16 protein-coding genes are annotated in these 16,025 nt (G+C 71.0%); 8 read left to right on the top strand and 8 right to left on the bottom strand.

Annotated features, from left to right (window positions below):
* Positions 1-44: 44 nt before the first annotated feature.
* On the bottom strand, positions 45-1,250 hold the full coding sequence (locus tag AB0E88_RS19775) for a helix-turn-helix domain-containing protein (RefSeq protein ID WP_361631983.1): 1,206 nt from the start codon (positions 1,248-1,250) through the stop codon (positions 45-47).
* A gap of 174 nt (positions 1,251-1,424) precedes the next feature.
* Between AB0E88_RS19775 and AB0E88_RS19770 the strand changes: the two genes are divergently transcribed.
* The gene (locus AB0E88_RS19770; protein ID WP_361632159.1) at positions 1,425-2,090 is read left to right on the top strand and encodes a pirin family protein; all 666 of its coding nucleotides are present in this window, start codon (positions 1,425-1,427) and stop codon (positions 2,088-2,090) included.
* A gap of 36 nt (positions 2,091-2,126) precedes the next feature.
* Here AB0E88_RS19770 and AB0E88_RS19765 read toward each other — a convergent pair whose 3' ends face one another.
* Positions 2,127-2,945 (bottom strand): serine hydrolase domain-containing protein, encoded by an 819-nt coding sequence (locus AB0E88_RS19765; protein ID WP_361631981.1) that lies wholly within the window; start codon positions 2,943-2,945, stop codon positions 2,127-2,129.
* 18 nt (positions 2,946-2,963) lie between these two features.
* Positions 2,964-3,431 carry a GNAT family N-acetyltransferase gene (locus tag AB0E88_RS19760; protein WP_361631979.1) on the bottom strand — a complete coding sequence of 156 codons (468 nt, stop codon included), beginning with the start codon at positions 3,429-3,431 and terminating at the stop codon, positions 2,964-2,966.
* 96 nt (positions 3,432-3,527) lie between these two features.
* Here AB0E88_RS19760 and AB0E88_RS19755 point away from each other — a divergent pair, with 96 nt between their 5' ends.
* Positions 3,528-4,019, top strand: coding sequence for a MerR family transcriptional regulator (locus AB0E88_RS19755; RefSeq protein ID WP_361631977.1), 492 nt, complete (start codon positions 3,528-3,530; stop codon positions 4,017-4,019).
* Here the strand turns inward: AB0E88_RS19755 and AB0E88_RS19750 are convergent.
* From AB0E88_RS19750 to AB0E88_RS19740, 3 genes are all read right to left on the bottom strand, one after another.
* Positions 3,988-4,833, bottom strand: a complete 846-nt coding sequence (locus AB0E88_RS19750; RefSeq protein ID WP_361631975.1) for a DUF4429 domain-containing protein — start codon at positions 4,831-4,833, stop codon at positions 3,988-3,990. The genes AB0E88_RS19755 and AB0E88_RS19750 overlap by 32 nt on opposite strands.
* A 66-nt stretch (positions 4,834-4,899) precedes the next feature.
* Positions 4,900-6,117: an alpha/beta hydrolase gene (locus AB0E88_RS19745; RefSeq protein WP_361631973.1), complete on the bottom strand. Its 1,218-nt coding sequence runs from the start codon at positions 6,115-6,117 to the stop codon at positions 4,900-4,902.
* 81 nt (positions 6,118-6,198) lie between these two features.
* Positions 6,199-6,858, bottom strand: coding sequence for a TetR family transcriptional regulator (locus AB0E88_RS19740; protein ID WP_361631971.1), 660 nt, complete (start codon positions 6,856-6,858; stop codon positions 6,199-6,201).
* A gap of 113 nt (positions 6,859-6,971) precedes the next feature.
* On the opposite strand from AB0E88_RS19740, the gene AB0E88_RS19735 reads away from it, so the two are divergent.
* Together AB0E88_RS19735 and AB0E88_RS19730 are read left to right on the top strand one after the other, a co-directional pair.
* Positions 6,972-8,594, top strand: coding sequence for an MFS transporter (locus AB0E88_RS19735; RefSeq protein WP_361631969.1), 1,623 nt, complete (start codon positions 6,972-6,974; stop codon positions 8,592-8,594).
* A 308-nt stretch (positions 8,595-8,902) separates the two neighbouring features.
* Complete coding sequence (locus AB0E88_RS19730; protein ID WP_361631967.1) at positions 8,903-9,214, top strand: small hydrophobic protein; 312 nt, start codon at positions 8,903-8,905, stop codon at positions 9,212-9,214.
* Between the two features lie 77 nt (positions 9,215-9,291).
* On the opposite strand, the gene AB0E88_RS19725 is transcribed toward AB0E88_RS19730, so the two are convergent.
* A complete protein-coding gene (locus AB0E88_RS19725; RefSeq protein ID WP_361631965.1) occupies positions 9,292-10,047 on the bottom strand; it encodes an ion channel in 756 nt (251 codons plus the stop codon).
* Positions 10,048-10,209: 162 nt separating this feature from the next.
* The gene (gene aceE / locus AB0E88_RS19720) at positions 10,210-12,957 is read right to left on the bottom strand and encodes a pyruvate dehydrogenase (acetyl-transferring), homodimeric type (RefSeq protein WP_361631963.1); all 2,748 of its coding nucleotides are present in this window, start codon (positions 12,955-12,957) and stop codon (positions 10,210-10,212) included.
* A 399-nt stretch (positions 12,958-13,356) separates the two neighbouring features.
* On the opposite strand from aceE, the gene AB0E88_RS19715 reads away from it, so the two are divergent.
* From AB0E88_RS19715 to AB0E88_RS19700, 4 genes are all read left to right on the top strand, one after another.
* A complete protein-coding gene (locus AB0E88_RS19715; protein ID WP_361631961.1) occupies positions 13,357-13,794 on the top strand; it encodes a DUF3052 domain-containing protein in 438 nt (145 codons plus the stop codon).
* A 129-nt stretch (positions 13,795-13,923) separates the two neighbouring features.
* Positions 13,924-14,382: a peroxiredoxin gene (locus tag AB0E88_RS19710; RefSeq protein ID WP_361631959.1), complete on the top strand. Its 459-nt coding sequence runs from the start codon at positions 13,924-13,926 to the stop codon at positions 14,380-14,382.
* A 301-nt stretch (positions 14,383-14,683) separates the two neighbouring features.
* The gene (locus AB0E88_RS19705) at positions 14,684-15,259 is read left to right on the top strand and encodes a calcium homeostasis/redox stress adaptation protein (RefSeq protein ID WP_361631957.1); all 576 of its coding nucleotides are present in this window, start codon (positions 14,684-14,686) and stop codon (positions 15,257-15,259) included.
* Positions 15,260-15,367: 108 nt separating this feature from the next.
* Positions 15,368-15,946, top strand: coding sequence for a TerD family protein (locus AB0E88_RS19700; protein ID WP_361631955.1), 579 nt, complete (start codon positions 15,368-15,370; stop codon positions 15,944-15,946).
* Positions 15,947-16,025 lie beyond the last annotated feature (79 nt).

Genomic DNA, 16,025 nt, shown 5'->3' with positions numbered 1-16,025 from the left:
AGGACGAAGAACACGAGGGGGTTTTGTGGGCCCCCGACAAAACATTAGGTCCCGGGATCACCGTCGGCCAGACGCCCCAGAATGAGCGCGATGCGCAGGGTGAACGCCGAGCGTACATCGGACGGCGACCAACCGGTGACGTCAGTCACACGTCGAAGCCGGTAGCGCACGGTGTTGGGGTGAACGAACAGCATCCGGGCCGCCCCCTCCAGGCTGCTCGCCTGTTCCAGGTAGACGGAGAGCGTCTCCAGCAGAGCGGAGCCGGCCTCCTCGAGCGGTCTGTAGATCTCCTCCACCAATTGCTCGCGCGCCATCGGATCACCGGCCATCGCGCGCTCCGGCAGCAGATCGTCCGCCAGCACCGGCCGCGGCGCGTCCTGCCACGCCGAGCAGGCCTTCAGGCCCGCCGCCGCGGCCTGCGCGGACCGGGTCGCCGCCAGCAGGTCCGGCACGATCGGGCCGGCCACCACCGGGCCCGCCGCGAACGGGCCGATCAGCGACTTCGCCACCGCCAGCGGGTTGTCGCTGCCGCCCGCGACGACGACGAGCCGGCTGCCCAGCACGCCGGTGAGCACCTGGAGCTTGGCGTGCCGGGCCGCGCGCCGGATCGCCTCCACGGTCAGCTCGCTGTCCCCGTCGGGGGCCGTTCCCAGCACCACGCACACATGCTCGGGGGAGTTCCAGCCGAGCGCCGCGGCCCGGCTGACGGCGCCCTCGTCGGCCTCCCCGCTCAGCACGGCGTTGACGACGAGCGACTCCAGGCGGGCGTCCCAGGCACCGCGTGCCTCGGCGGCCTGCGCGTACACCTGGGCGGTCGCGAAGGCGATCTCGCGGGCGTACACCAGCAGCGCCTCGCGCAGCACGCTCTCGTCGCCCGGGGCGGCCACCTCGTCGATGGCCGACTCCATGACCTCGATGGTGGTCCGCACCATCTCCACGGTCTGCCGCAGCGTGATCGCCCGGGTCAGCTCGCGCGGCGCGGTGCCGAAGACGTCCGTCGAGATCGCCTGCGGGGTCTCGGGGTGCCGGAACCACTCGGTGAAGGCGGCGATGCCCGCCTGGGCGACCAGCCCGATCCAGGAACGGTTCTCCGGAGGCATCGCCCGGTACCAGGGCAGGGTCTCGTCCATCCGCGCGATCGCCTGCGCGGCGAGCGAACCGGAGGACTTCTCCAGCCGCTTCAGCGTCGCGGCGTGCGGATGGACGGGGTGCGCTGCGGGGTCGGGATGACGCGATTCGGGTTCGGGCACGGGGACAAGACTGCCTTATCGGGCCACCACCCTGCGCCGCCGGGTCAGCCCCCACCTACCCACCACCCCCCGGACCGACCTCCGCCCCCGCCCCCCGGCACCGGGGCGTCGGTCCGGCAGGAGGCGCCACCGAGGTGACCCGGTGTCGGGGCGCGGGGATACCGTGGGGGCGTGATGGTGGACGTACGGCGTGCGGGCGCGCGCTATCGCGGTGGGGATCCGGATGCCGGGATCGAGTCGTGGCACTCCTTCTCCTTCGGGCCGCACTACGACCCGGACAACCTCCGCTTCGGCGCGCTGATCGCCTGCAACGAGGAGCGGCTCGCGCCCGGCGCCGGCTTCGACGAGCACCCGCACAGCCACACCGAGATCGTCACCTGGGTCGTCGAGGGCGAGCTGACCCACCGCGACTCCACCGGTCACGAGACGCGCGTGCGCCCGGGCGACGTGCAGCGCCTCAGCTCGGCGGCGGGCGTACGGCACGTGGAACGCAACGACGGCGCCGAGCCCCTGGCCTTCGTGCAGATGTGGCTAGCCCCGCTGCGCCCGGGCGGCGAGCCGTCGTACGAGATCGTCCGCGGCATCGCCGACTCCACCCCGTACGCCGTGCCGGAGGCGGGCGCGCTGCTGCACGTGCGGCGCCTCGCGGCGGGGGAGCGGACCGCGGTGCCGGACGCGGCGCACCTGTACGTCCATGTCGTACGCGGACAGGTGCGGATCGGGCCGGAGCGGCTGGGGCCGGGTGACGCGGTCCGCGTCACGGATGCGAAGGACCTCCAGCTGCCGGCGGAGTCGGCCGCGGAGGTCCTGCTGTGGGAGATGACCGGCGACGGCAGGTGAGCGGCCGCCGGTGACCGGCCGCGGATGACCGGCTGCCTACCGCAGCTCCGCCCGCACCGCGTCCGTGAACGCCGGCCATGCCTCGATCGCCCACGGCCCGAAGGCCCGGTCCGTCAGCGCCACGCACGCGGCGCCCGCGTCCGGGTCGATCCAGACGAACGTCCCCGACTGCCCGAAGTGCCCGAAGGTGCGCGGCGACGACGTGGCGCCCGTCCAGTGCGGCGACTTGCCGTCGCGGATCTCGAAGCCGAGACCCCAGTCGTTCGGGTTCTGGTGCCCGTAGCCCGGCAGCACCCCCTTGGTGCCCGGGTACTGCACAGTCATCGCCTCGGCGACCGTGCGCGGATCCAGCAGCCGCGGCGCCTGCACCTCGGCGGCGAAGCGCAGCAGGTCCGCGACCGTCGACACGCCGTCCTTGGCCGGGGACCCCTCCAGCGAGGTCGCCGTCATGCCGAGCGGCTCCAGCACCGCCTGCCGCAGATACTCCGCGAACGGGATGTCCGTCGCCTTGGCCACATGGTCGCCCAACTGCTCGAACCCGGCGTTGGAGTACAGCCGCCGCTCGCCCGGCGCGGCCGTCACCCGGTGCTCGTCGAAGGCGAGGCCCGAGGTGTGCGCCAGCAGATGCCGCACCGTCGACCCGGCGGGCCCGGCCGGCTCGTCCAGCTCGATCGCGCCCTCCTCGTAGGCGACGAGCGCGGCGTACGCCGCGAGCGGCTTGGTCACCGAGGCGAGCGGGAAGCGCCGGTCGGCCGGACCGTGGGTGCCGAGCACGGTCCCGTCGGCCCGTACGACGCCCGCCGCGGCGGTGGGAACCGGCCAGTTCTCGATCGATGCGAGGCTGTTCAGCGACATGCCGACGAGCCTAAGCGCTCACAGGGTCAGCTCCATCAAGGGGTCGGGCTTGCGGACGAAGCCCATCGACGCGTACAGCGGCTCCGCCTGCGCCGAAGCGGTCAGATGGACGTAGCCCGCCCCGCGCTCCCGGAACCACGCCAGCAGCTCCTCCATGCACGCGCGCGCGTAGCCGCGCCGCCGGGCGTCCGGGTCGGTCGCCACGCTGAAGACGAACCCGGCAAGGCCGCGCGGATGTCCCGCCCGCCCGATCCGGTACTCCAGCGTGCCGACGACCAGCGCGGCCAGTGCGCCGGGCCGCTCGGGGTGGTCCACGACGAACGCGGCGAAGTCCCCGTCCGGGTCCGCCAGCCGCGCCCGCAGCCCGGGCAGCGACTCGGCGTGCCAGTCGGCGGCCGCCTCGGACCGTACGGCGTCGATCATCACCTGGCGCAGCCGGAGCAGTTCCCCGGCATCCTCCGGCACGGCACGGCGTACTAGGCTCATGGCGCCTACGGTACTTACATCACGGGGCGCTGTCCCGCCGGTTTCTTACCTCATCCGCTTGCTTGGAGTGCACTCCAACGTCATAGCGTGGGAGTCATGACGGTGATGCAGAGCACAGCCGCGGCCCGCCTGAAGGGGACCGAGGACACAGCCACCCGAAGGGACGTCTGTTCCGCCCCGCCGCGCCATCCCCGCCCCGACGGACAGGACCGCTACACGATCAGCGAGGTCGTCGCCTTCACCGGCCTGACCGCCCACACCCTGCGCTGGTACGAGCGGATCGGGCTGATGGACCACATCGACCGCTCGCACACCGGCCAGCGCCGCTACAGCAACCGCGACCTGGACTGGCTCGACCTCGTCGGCAAGCTGCGGCTGACCGGCATGCCGGTCGCCGACATGGTCCGCTACGCGCAGCTGGTGCGCGAGGGCGAGAGCACGTACGCCGAGCGCCAGGAGCTGCTCGAGACGACCCGCCGGGACGTCCTGGCGAGGATCGCCGAACTGCACGACACCCTCGCGGTACTGGACCGCAAGATCAGCTTCTACGGCGGCGCTACAGCTCGGAGAGCAGCTCCGCCTTCTTGACGGAGAACTCCTCGTCCGTGACCAGCCCCGCCTGATGGAGCTCCCCCAGGTGCCGGATCCGCTCGGCGATGTCCGCGGGATCCCGCCGCGCGGCCGGCACCGACACGGCCGGCCGGCACTCCCGTATCGCGGCCAGGACCGCCGCCGCGAACGGCAGCGATTCGTGCACCGGCCCGTAGCCGAGCCCGAACACCACCGCGGCCGGGTCCTGGTCCGGCTGGAGCGGTGCGGCGCCGTCGCCGTCGCGCGGTATCAGCCGCAGGTGCCCCTCGAAGATCTCGGGGGAGCGCCACTCCACCCCGCTGAGACCGTCGACCGGGAAGCTCTGGTCGCCGGCCTTCCACTTCGCCGACGACGCTCCCGTCCACGACCAGCGGAAACGTACCGCCGTCCCGTCGAAGGACGCCTTCGCGTCGTACGCCTTGAACGCCCGCGGCGGCCCCGGCGCCTCGACCAGGAAGCGCCCGGCGGGCCCGGACTCGGTCAGCAGGCCCCGCAGCTCGTCGGCGTAGTACTCGGCGAGCGTCTCCTTCTCGGCCGGCAGCACCAGCCGGTAGGGGTCGCCGGCCTCCTTCAGCTGACCGTCGGCCGCCTCCAGCAGCGGATCGGCCCCCGGCCGCGGTACGGCGCGCAGGACGACCGTGCCCCGTTTGCCGGGCGTCAGCGTCACCGACTCCAGCGCCGAGAGCGGGACGCGCCGCTCACCGAGCGCCTGGAACAGCTTCGGCGTTCGAATCCCCCGTTCGTAACGGATGAGCACGGAGTCGGACTCGAACTCCCAGGCGGCATGAAATCCGGCCAGTACGTCACCCATGCGGCTCATCGTAAGCGGCTCCGCTTCTTCGGCCCATCCCCCCGCAGACCGCACTTCCTGCTGTCTCTACGCGCGTCCGGCCATCGAGGCACCGGACAAACCCACCCGGCAGGCGCCGTCGTCGTCGCCGCAACTCACCGAGTCATATGCGCCGACCCCGATGTCGGCGAAGTTGCGCACGCTGTCCGTGCCGGGTTGAAAGTAACCGGCGTGTCCCTCGGCGTCCCGTGCCGACAGCACGCGCGCGCCGAACGCCGACGACACCGGGTCCGCGCCGTGCCCGAGACCGCCGAACTCCAGGTACGGCACGTCCTGGATCCAGTCGGTGGCGTCCCGCATCGCCCACACCCGGGCGGAGGTGCCCAGGTGCGCCGCCTTCGCCACCCGCATGCCGGGGCTGCCCGCCACCGCGATGTCGGAGACCCGGCCCGGCAGCGCGTGCGCGGCAACCCCGCACACCACGGAGCCGTAGCTGTGGCAGAACAGCGCCACCGGGGCCCGCCCGGGCAGCGCGCGCACCAGCGCGTTCAGGCGTACGGCGCCGTCCTGGGCGCGCATCGCGGTCGCCGAGTCGATTCCGAGCCCGGCGGGCGCGGTGTAGTCGGCCCAGGCGATGACGGCCGTACGGGTCGACGGGCTCGCCGCCCGCTCGGCGGCGTACAGCGAATCGGCCATGCCGACCGGCGCCGAGTACCTGCGGTAGGTGCGCTGGAAGGTGAGCAGGTCGGTGTCGACACCCGGGACGATCACCGAGATCCGCTCGGCCTTGTCGAGGTCGCCGAAGACCTCGGCGACGCGGCCGGAGCCGTCCGGGTCGAACGCGAGGATCTGCCGCCCGTCGCGCAGCATCGACTCGTACCGGTGCATCCGCTTGCCCGCGGCCTGCTGCCCGGCCCGGCTGAGCCGGCTGTCGTGCATGCGGTCGCGCTCGGTGTGCGCGGCCTGGGCGAGCGCGACGCGGTTGGCGTGGTAGCGCAGCTGGGGCGGGGCGCCGTTCATGTTGCCGACGGCGAGCGGATAGCGGCGGGCGAGCGACGCCCGCTCCTGCGCGGTCAGCGAGGTGAAGAACCGGGTGAGGCGGGCCGGACCGGCCCCCGGGTCGGGCAGCCGGTGGCCCGCGACGCGGCCGTGCTCCCAGTCGGAGAGCGACGCCTGCAGCGCGCTGCTCTCCGGACCGTGGCGCAGGGCCGTCCAGCCGGTGGTCGCGAGCATCACGAAGACGACGGCCAGCGCGAGCAGCATGCGCCAGACGTTCAGGTGTGGGGAGGTGTCGAAGGAAGTCACTGGGAGGACACACTAGGAGAACGAGAGGGTCTCGCGTGAACCGAGTGACGGGGATCACGTTTCGCAAACGCGGTGCGGGGTTCAGGTGGTGCGCCAGTTGCCGCTGATGGCCGGCCCCACCTGATCGAGGTAGCGGGCCGTGAGCTCGCGCATCGCCTCGACGCTGCCGTCCTCGCCCACGCTCCACTGGCGTTCGGTGACCCTTATCACCCCGCCGAAGACGGCCACCACGAGCCGAGGCCGCGGGTCGGCGTCCACGTCGATGCCCTCGCGGTCGGCCAGCACCCGCGCGATCTTGTCCTCCGTCTCGGCGGAGCGGCGCAGGTGAGCGGCGAGCAGCACGGGGGTCGACTCGATCATCCGGTACATGCGCAGATACAGCTCGACCGGGACGACCGCCTCGATCGCCTCACCGATCCGGTTCCAGCCCTCCACGACGGCCTGCCGCAGCGCCTGCATCGGCGTCTCGTGCGGCGGGCGGCCGCGCACGGCGTCCAGGAAGTACGCCTCCGTCATGGCCTGCAGGGCGAGAGCGGCGTCCTCCTTGCCCGCGAAGTAGCGGAAGAAGGTGCGCTGCGAGACGTCGACGGCCTCGGCGATCTCGTCGACCGTCGTCCGGTCGTAGCCCTGGGTGGTGAACAGTTCCAGGGCGGCCCGCACCAGCGCGTCCCGGGTGCGCTGCTTCTTGATCTCGCGCAGCCCCGGCCGCGGTGCCGTGCGCGGGGTCCCGAGCGTGCCCACATTCCTCCTTCGTCAACGGTTGCCCCAGTTCAGGCTATCCGTCAGTGTCGTGTCAGTTACCGACTTGTGAATCCGTTTGTCAATTGTCAGTGACTGTCACTAGCCTCGAACACATGACTAGTCAGATCACCCTCGACAAGACGGGACCGGGGGGCGGCGGCCCGTCGGACGCGTCGGGGCGGGCGCCGGGCGCCAGCGGCCTGCGCGGCCATCCGTGGCTCACCCTCATAACCGTCGCCGTCGGCGTCATGATGGTGGCCCTCGACGGCACGATCGTCGCCATCGCCAACCCGGCGATCCAGAAGGACCTCGGCGCCACCTTCCAGCAGGTGCAGTGGATCACCAACGGCTACTTCCTGGCCCTCGCCGTCTCGCTCATCACGGCCGGCAAGCTCGGTGACCGCTTCGGCCACCGCCAGACCTTCCTGATCGGTGTCGTCGGCTTCGCCGCCGCCTCGGGCGCGATCGGGCTGTCCGACTCCATCGCGCTCGTCGTGACCTTCCGCGTCTTCCAGGGCCTGTTCGGCGCGCTGCTGATGCCGGCCGCGCTGGGCCTGCTGCGGGCGACCTTCCCGGCCGAGAAGCTCAACATGGCGATCGGCCTGTGGGGCATGGTCATCGGCGCCTCCACCGCAGGCGGCCCCATCCTCGGCGGCGTGCTGGTCGAGCACGTCAACTGGCAGTCGGTGTTCTTCATCAACGTGCCGGTCGGCGCGCTCGCGCTGGTCCTCGGCCTGCTGATCCTGCTGGACCACCGCGCGCAGAACGCCCCGCGCTCCTTCGACCTGCTCGGCATCGCGCTGCTGTCCGGCGCGATGTTCTGCCTGGTCTGGGCGCTCATCAAGGCCCCCGAGTGGGGCTGGGGCGACGGCAAGACGTGGCTGTTCATCGGCGCGTCCGCGCTCGGCTTCGTCCTGTTCGCCCTGTGGGAGACGAAGGTCGCCGAACCGCTCATCCCGCTGAAGCTGTTCCGCTCGGTGCCGCTGTCCGCGGGTGTGGTGCTGATGGTCCTCATGGCCATCGCCTTCATGGGCGGCCTGTTCTTCGTCACCTTCTACCTGCAGAACGTGCACGGCATGAGCCCCATCGACGCCGGCCTGCACCTGCTGCCGCTCACCGGCATGATGATCGTCGGCTCACCGCTGGCCGGTGCGATGATCACCAAGCTGGGCCCGCGCGTCCCGCTGGCGGGCGGCATGGCCGTCACCGCGGTCGCGATGTACGGCATGTCGACGCTGAAGGTGGACACCGGCAGCGGCCTGATGTCGCTCTGGTTCGCCCTGCTCGGTCTCGGCCTCGCCCCGGTCATGGTCGGCGCCACCGAGGTCATCGTCGGCAACGCGCCCATGGAGCTGTCCGGTGTCGCCGGCGGTCTCCAGCAGGCCGCGATGCAGATCGGCGGCAGCCTCGGTACGGCCGTGCTGGGCGCCGTGATGGCCTCCAAGGTCGACAGCGACCTGCCCGTCAACTGGAAGGACGCCGGCCTGCCGCCGCTCACCCCGCAGCAGCTGGGACAGGCCTCCGAGGCCGTCCAGGTGGGCGTGGCCCCGGTGACCCCGGGCATCCCCGCGCCGGTCGCCGAGAAGATCACCGGCGTCGCGCACGACACCTTCATCTCCGGCATGAGCCTCGCGTCGCTCGTCGCCGCCGGGGTGGCCGTGGTGGCGGTCTTCGTCGCCTTCCTCACCAAGCGCGGTGAGAACGCCGAGGCGGGCGCGGGCGCGGCCCACATCTGACGCAACGTCAGGGAAGTTCGCTCATCAGGGTGACGGCACGGAGGATCCGCCCCCTGAGGTGCCGGACCTACGTCACAGTGGGTCAAGCCTTCCGGTACGGCACGTTCGCCGGGCACGCACGCCCGGCATGTGCGCCCTGCCGGAAGGCTTGACCCGGACGTCGCCGCGCTGCCGGAGGGGGACAGCGCGCCGGCGCCCGGGTTTTTTCTTGAAATCCGAACGCACGGCGGCATGACCGCGCCAAGCCGGGTTACCCGAAGCGGCAGAGCCCCGACGCACTCCAACTAACCCCGGGGTTCTGGGAGTTGATGATGGCGGGCTTCGGCAACGGAACGCGCGGGTACCCCCGGTCACGTGGCCGGATGTGGTCACGGACCGGGCCGGACCGCGCGACGCTCGGAATCATCGGCGCCATCTGCGCGGTCGCCGGCTTCTTCACCCTGGGGATCGTCCTCGGTCCCGCGGCGATGGCCTGCGGATGGCTCGCTCTGGGCCGCACCTGGTCAGGCGCCTCGCGCCAGGCCCCGGCCCTGGTCGCCTTCGTCCTGGGCGCCATCGACACGCTCCTGGCCATCCTGTGGCTGGTCGGAGCGGCCACCCCGGGCAACGGCATGCTGTGACCGGGGAGCAAAGGGAAGGACCCCTGGCACCGGCCGGGGGCCCACCCGTGCGCGCAGGACCCGCGCCGGTCGCGCCGTCACCCCCGCCCCGACAGCGCCCGCAGCTCGGCCACCTCGGCCCGCAGCGCCCGGACCTCCTCGGTCAGCGACTCGATCGCCTCCGTCTGGCGCCGCTCCTCCACGTCGTCCTTCTCGAACCGCGCGATGAACCACGCCGCGATGTTCGCCGTGACCACACCGAGCAGCGCGATCCCGGACAGCATCAGCCCGACCGCGATGAGCCGCCCCAGCCCGGTCGTCGGCGCGTGATCCCCGTACCCCACGGTCGTCATCGTCGTGAAGGACCACCACAGCGCGTCACCCAGCGTCCGGATGTTCCCGTGCGGAGCCGACCGCTCCACCGACAGCACCGCCAGCGACCCGAACATCAGCAGCCCGACGACCGCCCCGACGACATAGGTCGTGAGCCGGATCTGGTTCGCCATCCGCGCCCGCCGCCCCACCAGCAGCAGCGTCGCGACGATCCGCAGCAGCCGCAGCGGCTGCAGCACCGGCACCACCACCGCGCACAGGTCCAGCCAGTGCCTGCGCACGAACCGCGTCCGGTCCGGGGCGAGCACCAGCCGGACGAGGTAGTCGGTGGCGAACGCCCCCCACACCACCCACTCGGCCACCGTGCAGGCGACGATCACCGCGGGCCCGGCCGAACTGTCCACGATCGGCACGGCGTAGGCGACGGCGAACAGCACGGCGAGCGCCAGCAGCGGCCGCTGGGTGCGCTGCTCCCAGTGGGCCTGGCGAGCCTGGCGGACCCGCGCCGATTGTGCGTCCATGCACCGCATCGTAAAGAACGGATAAGGGCGGTGGAGACTCGAGCTCCACCGCCCCGAGGACCGCCCCGGCGACCGGCCGGCGGGCCGCCCCGATGCGCCCCGAGGGGTGCCCCGAAAGGCTCACCCCGCGGACCGCGCCGAAGGCCGGGGGAGGGGAGGGGGCTACGCGTCGCCGCCCGCCGCCCCCGGGTCCGCGGCCGTGACGTCCAGCAGCTGGTACCGGTCGACGGCCTGCTTGAGCACCGACCGGTCGATCCTGCCCTCACGCGCCAGCTCGGTCAGCACCGCCACCACGACCGACTGCGCGTCGATGTGGAAGAACCGCCGGGCCGCGCCCCGGGTGTCGGCGAAGCCGAACCCGTCGGCGCCGAGCGACTGGTACGTGCCCGGCACCCACCGCGCGATCTGGTCCGGCACCGACCGCATCCAGTCGGAGACGGCCACGAACGGCCCCTGCGCCCCGGACAGCTTGCGCGTCACATAGGGCACCCGCTGCTCCTCCTCCGGGTGCAGCAGGTTGTGCTCCTCGCAGGCCACCGCCTCGCGGCGCAGCTCGTTCCAGCTGGTCGCCGACCACACGTCGGCCCTGACGTTCCACTCCTCGGCAAGGATCTTCTGCGCCTCGATCGCCCAGGGAAGGGCCACACCGGAGGCCAGGATCTGCGCCGGGATCGAGCCCTCCGTGCCCTCGGCGAAGCGGTGGATGCCCTTGACGATGCCCTCGGCGTCCACGTTCTCCGGCTCGGCGGGGTGCCGGATGGGCTCGTTGTAGACGGTGAGGTAGTAGAAGACGTCCTCGCCGTGCGGGTGCTCCTCGGAGCTGCCGTACATCCGGCGCAGGCCGTCCTTGACGATGTGCGCGATCTCGAACCCGAAGGCCGGGTCGTACGCCACGCACGCCGGGTTCGTCGAGGCGAGCAGCTGCGAGTGGCCGTCCGCGTGCTGCAGGCCCTCACCGGTCAGGGTCGTCCGGCCGGCGGTCGCGCCCAGGACGAAACCGCGCGCCAGCTGGTCGGCCATCTGCCAGAACTGGTCGCCGGTGCGCTGGAAACCGAACATCGAGTAGAAGACGTACACCGGGATCAGCGGCTCGCCGTGCGTGGCGTACGCCGAGCCGGCCGCGATCAGCGACGCCGTGCAGCCCGCCTCCGAGATGCCGTCGTGCAGCATCTGGCCGGTGGGCGACTCCTTGTAGGCGAGCAGCAGCTCGCGGTCCACCGACTCGTACTGCTGGCCCAGCGGGTTGTAGATCTTCGCACTCGGGAAGAAGGAGTCCATGCCGAACGTGCGGTACTCGTCCGGTGCGATCAGGACGAACCGCTTGCCGAGCTCCTTGTCCCGCATGAGGTCCTTGAGCAGTCGTACGAACGCCATGGTGGTGGCGATCGACTGCTGACCCGAGCCCTTCTTCACGGTCGCGTACGTCTTGTCGTCCGGCAGTGGGAGCGGCTTCGAGCGCACCACCCGGGTCGGCACGTATCCGCCGCACTGCTTGCGCCGGTCGTGCATGTACTGGATCTCCTCGGAGTCGCGCCCCGGGTGGTAGTACGGCGGGGGCCCGCTCTCCAGCTCCTTGTCGGAGATCGGCAGGTGCAGCCGGTCGCGGAAGCCCTTGAGGTCGTCGACCGTGAGCTTCTTCATCTGGTGCGTGGCGTTGCGGCCCTCGAAGTTCGGGCCCAGCGTCCAGCCCTTGATCGTCTTGGCCAGGATGACCGTCGGCTGGCCCTTGTGCTCCTTGGCCGCCTTGAACGCCGCGTAGATCTTGCGGTGGTCGTGGCCGCCGCGGCCCAGGTGCAGGATCTGGTCGTCGGTCATGTTCTCGACCATCGCGCGCAGCCGGTGGTCGTCACCGAAGAAGTGCTCACGGATGTACGCACCGGACTCGGTGGCGTACGTCTGGAACTGCCCGTCCGGCGTCGTGTTCATCCGGTTGACCAGCACACCGTCGCGGTCCTGGGCGAGCAGCGGGTCCCAGCTGCGGTCCCAGATCAGCTTGATCACGTTCCAGCCGGCGCCCCGGAAGACCGACTCCAGCTCCTGGATGATCTTGCCATTGCCGCGCACCGGCCCGTCCAGGCGCTGCAGGTTGCAGTTCACCACGAAGGTCAGGTTGTCCAGCCCCTCGCGCGCGGCGATGGACAGCTGCCCCAGCGACTCCGGCTCGTCCATCTCGCCGTCGCCGAGGAACGCCCACACATGCGACGCGGAGGTGTCGGCGATACCGCGCGCCTGCATGTAGCGGTTCATGCGCGCCTGGTAGATCGCCCCGATCGGGCCGAGGCCCATGGAGACCGTCGGGAACTCCCAGAAGTCCGGCATCGAGCGCGGGTGCGGGTAGCTGGACAGGGCGTTCGGAGCCTTCGACTTCTCCTGGCGGAAGCCGTCCAGCTGCTCCGCGCTGAGCCGGTCGAGCAGGTACGCGCGCGCGTAGATGCCCGGCGAGGCGTGGCCCTGGAAGAAGACCTGGTCGCCGCCGTCGCCCTCGTCCTTGCCGCGGAAGAAGTGGTTGAAGCCCACGTCGTAGAGCGAGGCCGAGGAGGCGAACGTGGCGATGTGCCCGCCGACGCCGATGCCCGGGCGCTGGGCGCGCGAGACCATCACGGCCGCGTTCCAGCGGGTGGCGTTGAGGACCTTGCGCTCGATCTCCTCGTTGCCGGGGAAGAACGGCTCGTCCTTGGTGGCGATCGTGTTGACGTAGTCCGTGCTGCGCATCTCGGGCACGGCCACGCGCTTCTCGCGGGCCCGCTCGATCAGCCGCAGCATCAGATAGCGCGCCCGCTCCCGGCCGCGCTCGTCGATGGCGGCGTCGAGCGAGTCGAGCCACTCCTGGGTCTCTTCGGGGTCGAAGTCGGGGACCTGACTCGGAAGGCCGCCAATGATGATCGGGGTGCGATCGGATCCGGAAGCCACGCTGATCCTTACCTGTCGAGGGACCTGTCGTAAGGGACCTGTCCAAAGGGCCGTGTTGCCGCCGACCCCATCGTCCACCCCGGGCGGGGCGCACGTCATCTCCGACGCCGTCACTACCGCGAGGTAATCCACGGGTCGGCCGGGGTGGGAAACTCATTCGAGTCTCGTACCCACACGTGGTTCCCAAACGCCCAAACGGGGCAGAAAGGTGTGGTGCGCATCACCCGGGTCTGAGATCCTGTGCCGTAAGTTGCGGCGACACGGCCCGGAACGTCACCGTTTCGGCGGTCCGAACCGCCGGGTACTTGCGCGATCCGTCCCGCCCGTGTGGACTACGGCCAATGCTTCGCGCACGCGCGTGGCTGAGAAATTCACCAAAACATGATCAGGAGGCAACCCGTGAGCGCGACCGCGGACCACGCGGAGGAGCGGACGAACCCTGCCGGCAGGCTGGGGTTCCAGCCCGGGCAGGTGGTCCAGGAGATCGGCTACGACGACGACGTCGACCAGGAGCTCCGCGAGGCCATCGAGGAAGCCATCGAGGGCGACCTGATGGACGAGGACTACGACGACGTGGCCGACGCCGTTGTGCTGTGGTTCCGTGACGACGACGGCGACCTGACGGATGCGCTGGTGGATGCCACCACGTACATCGAGGAAGGCGGGGCGATCCTGCTCCTCACGCCGAAGACCGGCCGTTCGGGATACGTCGAGCCCAGCGACATCTCGGAAGCCGCCACCACGGCAGGGCTGACGGCGTCCAAGAGCGTCAGTGTGGGCAAGGACTGGAGCGGCAGCCGTCTGGCCACGCCGAAGGCGGCCAAGTCGAAGCGGTGACTCAAGAGCCCGGGCGGGCCGGCCGACGCCGGCCCGCCCGCAGGCCTGCCGTCGTCCCCGGGTGATCGCCTCGTAGGGTGGTACCGAGCGTTCCCACCCGAACAGCGCACCGAAAGGGACACAACGACGATGGCGATCCAGGTCGGCGACAAGGCCCCCGACTTCGAGCTGAAGGACAACCACGGCCGGACCGTGAAGCTGTCCGACTTCCGCGGCAGCAAGAACGTCGTCCTGATCTTCTACCCGTTCGCCTTCACCGGCGTGTGCACGGGCGAGCTGTGCGAGGTCCGCGACAACCTGCCGCAGTTCTCCGACCGCGACACCCAGGTGCTCGCCGTCTCCAACGACTCCATCCACACCCTGCGCGTCTTCGCCGAGCAGGAAGGCCTGGAGTACCCGCTGCTCAGCGACTTCTGGCCGCACGGCGAGGTCTCGCGCGCCTACGGCGTCTTCGCCGAGGACAAGGGCTGCGCGGTGCGCGGCACCTTCGTCATCGACCGGGAGGGCGTCGTGCGCTGGAGCGTCGTCAACGCCCTGCCCGACGCCCGGGACCTGGGCGAGTACGTCAAGGCCCTCGACACCCTCTGAGACCCACGGCCCTCGGCCCTGCGGCCCTGTGAGGCCCGAGGTCCTGTGACCCTTCTGTCCCGGCGAGGCCCCGGCGCCCGAGGCCCTGTGGCCCTGCGAGGCCCCCGGCGCGAGGCCCTGCCGGCCCTGCGAGGCCCCCCGCGCCGCCGCGAGGCCCTCGGCACCCCCTTCCGGGCCGACACCCGGCGAATGTTCGGTGCCAGGGCCTGCGTGGTGCGGGAACCCGTCACTAGGATCGGTTCGTTGATCCGATGTCACAGCACGACGGGGCTCCCCGCCCCCGGACACCAATGGAGGACTCGTGGGAGTCAGCCTCAGCAAGGGCGGCAACGTATCGCTGACGAAGGAGGCCCCGGGCCTGACCGCGGTCATCGTCGGTCTGGGCTGGGACGTGCGCACCACCACCGGCACCGACTTCGACCTCGACGCCAGTGCCCTGCTGCTCAACAGCTCGGGCAAGGTCGCCAGCGACCAGCACTTCGTCTTCTTCAACAACCTCAAGAGCCCGGACGGCTCCGTGGAGCACACGGGCGACAACATCACCGGTGAGGGCGAGGGCGACGACGAACAGATCAAGATCAATCTCGCGGCCGTCCCGGCCGACGTCGAGAAGATCGTGTTCCCGGTCTCGATCTACGACGCCGAGAACCGCCAGCAGTCGTTCGGCCAGGTGCGCAACGCGTTCATCCGCGTCGTGAACCAGGCGGGCGAGGCGGAGATCGCGCGCTACGACCTCTCCGAGGACGCCTCGACGGAGACCGCCATGGTCTTCGGCGAGCTCTACCGGCACGGCGCCGAGTGGAAGTTCCGTGCCATCGGCCAGGGCTACGCCTCGGGTCTGCGCGGCATCGCGCAGGACTTCGGCGTGAACGTCTGAGCACAACGGACCACCGCCTGAACGTCACCGTCCGGCGCCGCGCGGTTTGCGCGCGGCGCCGGACGCGCAGGACAACCACACAGGCACCACCAGGGGAGGACCAGCATCATGGGCGTCACGCTCGCCAAGGGGGGCAACGTCTCCCTGTCCAAGGCCGCACCGAACCTCACCCAGATCATGGTGGGACTCGGCTGGGACGCGCGCTCCACCACCGGCGCGCCGTTCGACCTCGACGCCAGCGCCCTGCTGTGCGACGCCGGCAACCGGGTCCTGGGCGACGAGTGGTTCGTCTTCTACAACCAGCTCAAGAGCCCGGACGGCTCGGTGGAGCACACCGGCGACAACCTGACCGGTGAGGGCGAGGGCGACGACGAATCGGTCCTGGTCGACCTCGCGAAGGTCCCGGCCCGCTGCGAGAAGATCGTCTTCCCGGTCTCCATCCACATGGCCGACGAGCGCGGCCAGACCTTCGGCCAGGTCTCCAACGCCTTCATCCGCGTCGTCAACCAGGCCGACGGCCAGGAACTCGCCCGCTACGACCTGAGCGAGGACGCCTCCACGGAGACGGCCATGATCTTCGGCGAGGTCTACCGGTACCAGGGCGAATGGAAGTTCCGTGCCGTGGGGCAGGGGTACGCGTCGGGGCTCCGGGGCATCGCTCTAGACTTCGGGGTCAACGTTTCGTAAAGCCGAGTGCGGCGCGGGGAGTGAACGCTCCCCTCTTCGCCTCGCTCGGGGGGACCCCCGGACACAGGATTGGGTAGCC

It is taken from the genome of Streptomyces sp. NPDC028635 (assembly GCF_040637635.1).
Taxonomy (GTDB): Bacteria; Actinomycetota; Actinomycetes; order Streptomycetales; family Streptomycetaceae; genus Streptomyces.
Note: the sequence above shows the minus strand (reverse complement) of the source record. Positions and strands in the feature narration are given on the sequence as shown.

Excerpts from the sequence above, each read along its gene's own strand:
- AB0E88_RS19710 (WP_361631959.1), top strand. The coding sequence starts at position 13,924 with ATGGCGATCCAGGTCGGCGACAAGGCCCCCGACTTCGAGCTGAAGGAC.
- AB0E88_RS19765 (WP_361631981.1), bottom strand. The coding sequence starts at position 2,945 with ATGTCGCTGAACAGCCTCGCATCGATCGAGAACTGGCCGGTTCCCACC.
- AB0E88_RS19755 (WP_361631977.1), top strand. The coding sequence starts at position 3,528 with ATGACGGTGATGCAGAGCACAGCCGCGGCCCGCCTGAAGGGGACCGAG.
- AB0E88_RS19735 (WP_361631969.1), top strand. The coding sequence starts at position 6,972 with ATGACTAGTCAGATCACCCTCGACAAGACGGGACCGGGGGGCGGCGGC.
- AB0E88_RS19760 (WP_361631979.1), bottom strand. The coding sequence starts at position 3,431 with ATGAGCCTAGTACGCCGTGCCGTGCCGGAGGATGCCGGGGAACTGCTC.
- AB0E88_RS19730 (WP_361631967.1), top strand. The coding sequence starts at position 8,903 with ATGATGGCGGGCTTCGGCAACGGAACGCGCGGGTACCCCCGGTCACGT.
- AB0E88_RS19750 (WP_361631975.1), bottom strand. The coding sequence starts at position 4,833 with ATGGGTGACGTACTGGCCGGATTTCATGCCGCCTGGGAGTTCGAGTCC.
- AB0E88_RS19725 (WP_361631965.1), bottom strand. The coding sequence starts at position 10,047 with ATGGACGCACAATCGGCGCGGGTCCGCCAGGCTCGCCAGGCCCACTGG.
- AB0E88_RS19700 (WP_361631955.1), top strand. The coding sequence starts at position 15,368 with ATGGGCGTCACGCTCGCCAAGGGGGGCAACGTCTCCCTGTCCAAGGCC.
- AB0E88_RS19770 (WP_361632159.1), top strand. The coding sequence starts at position 1,425 with ATGGTGGACGTACGGCGTGCGGGCGCGCGCTATCGCGGTGGGGATCCG.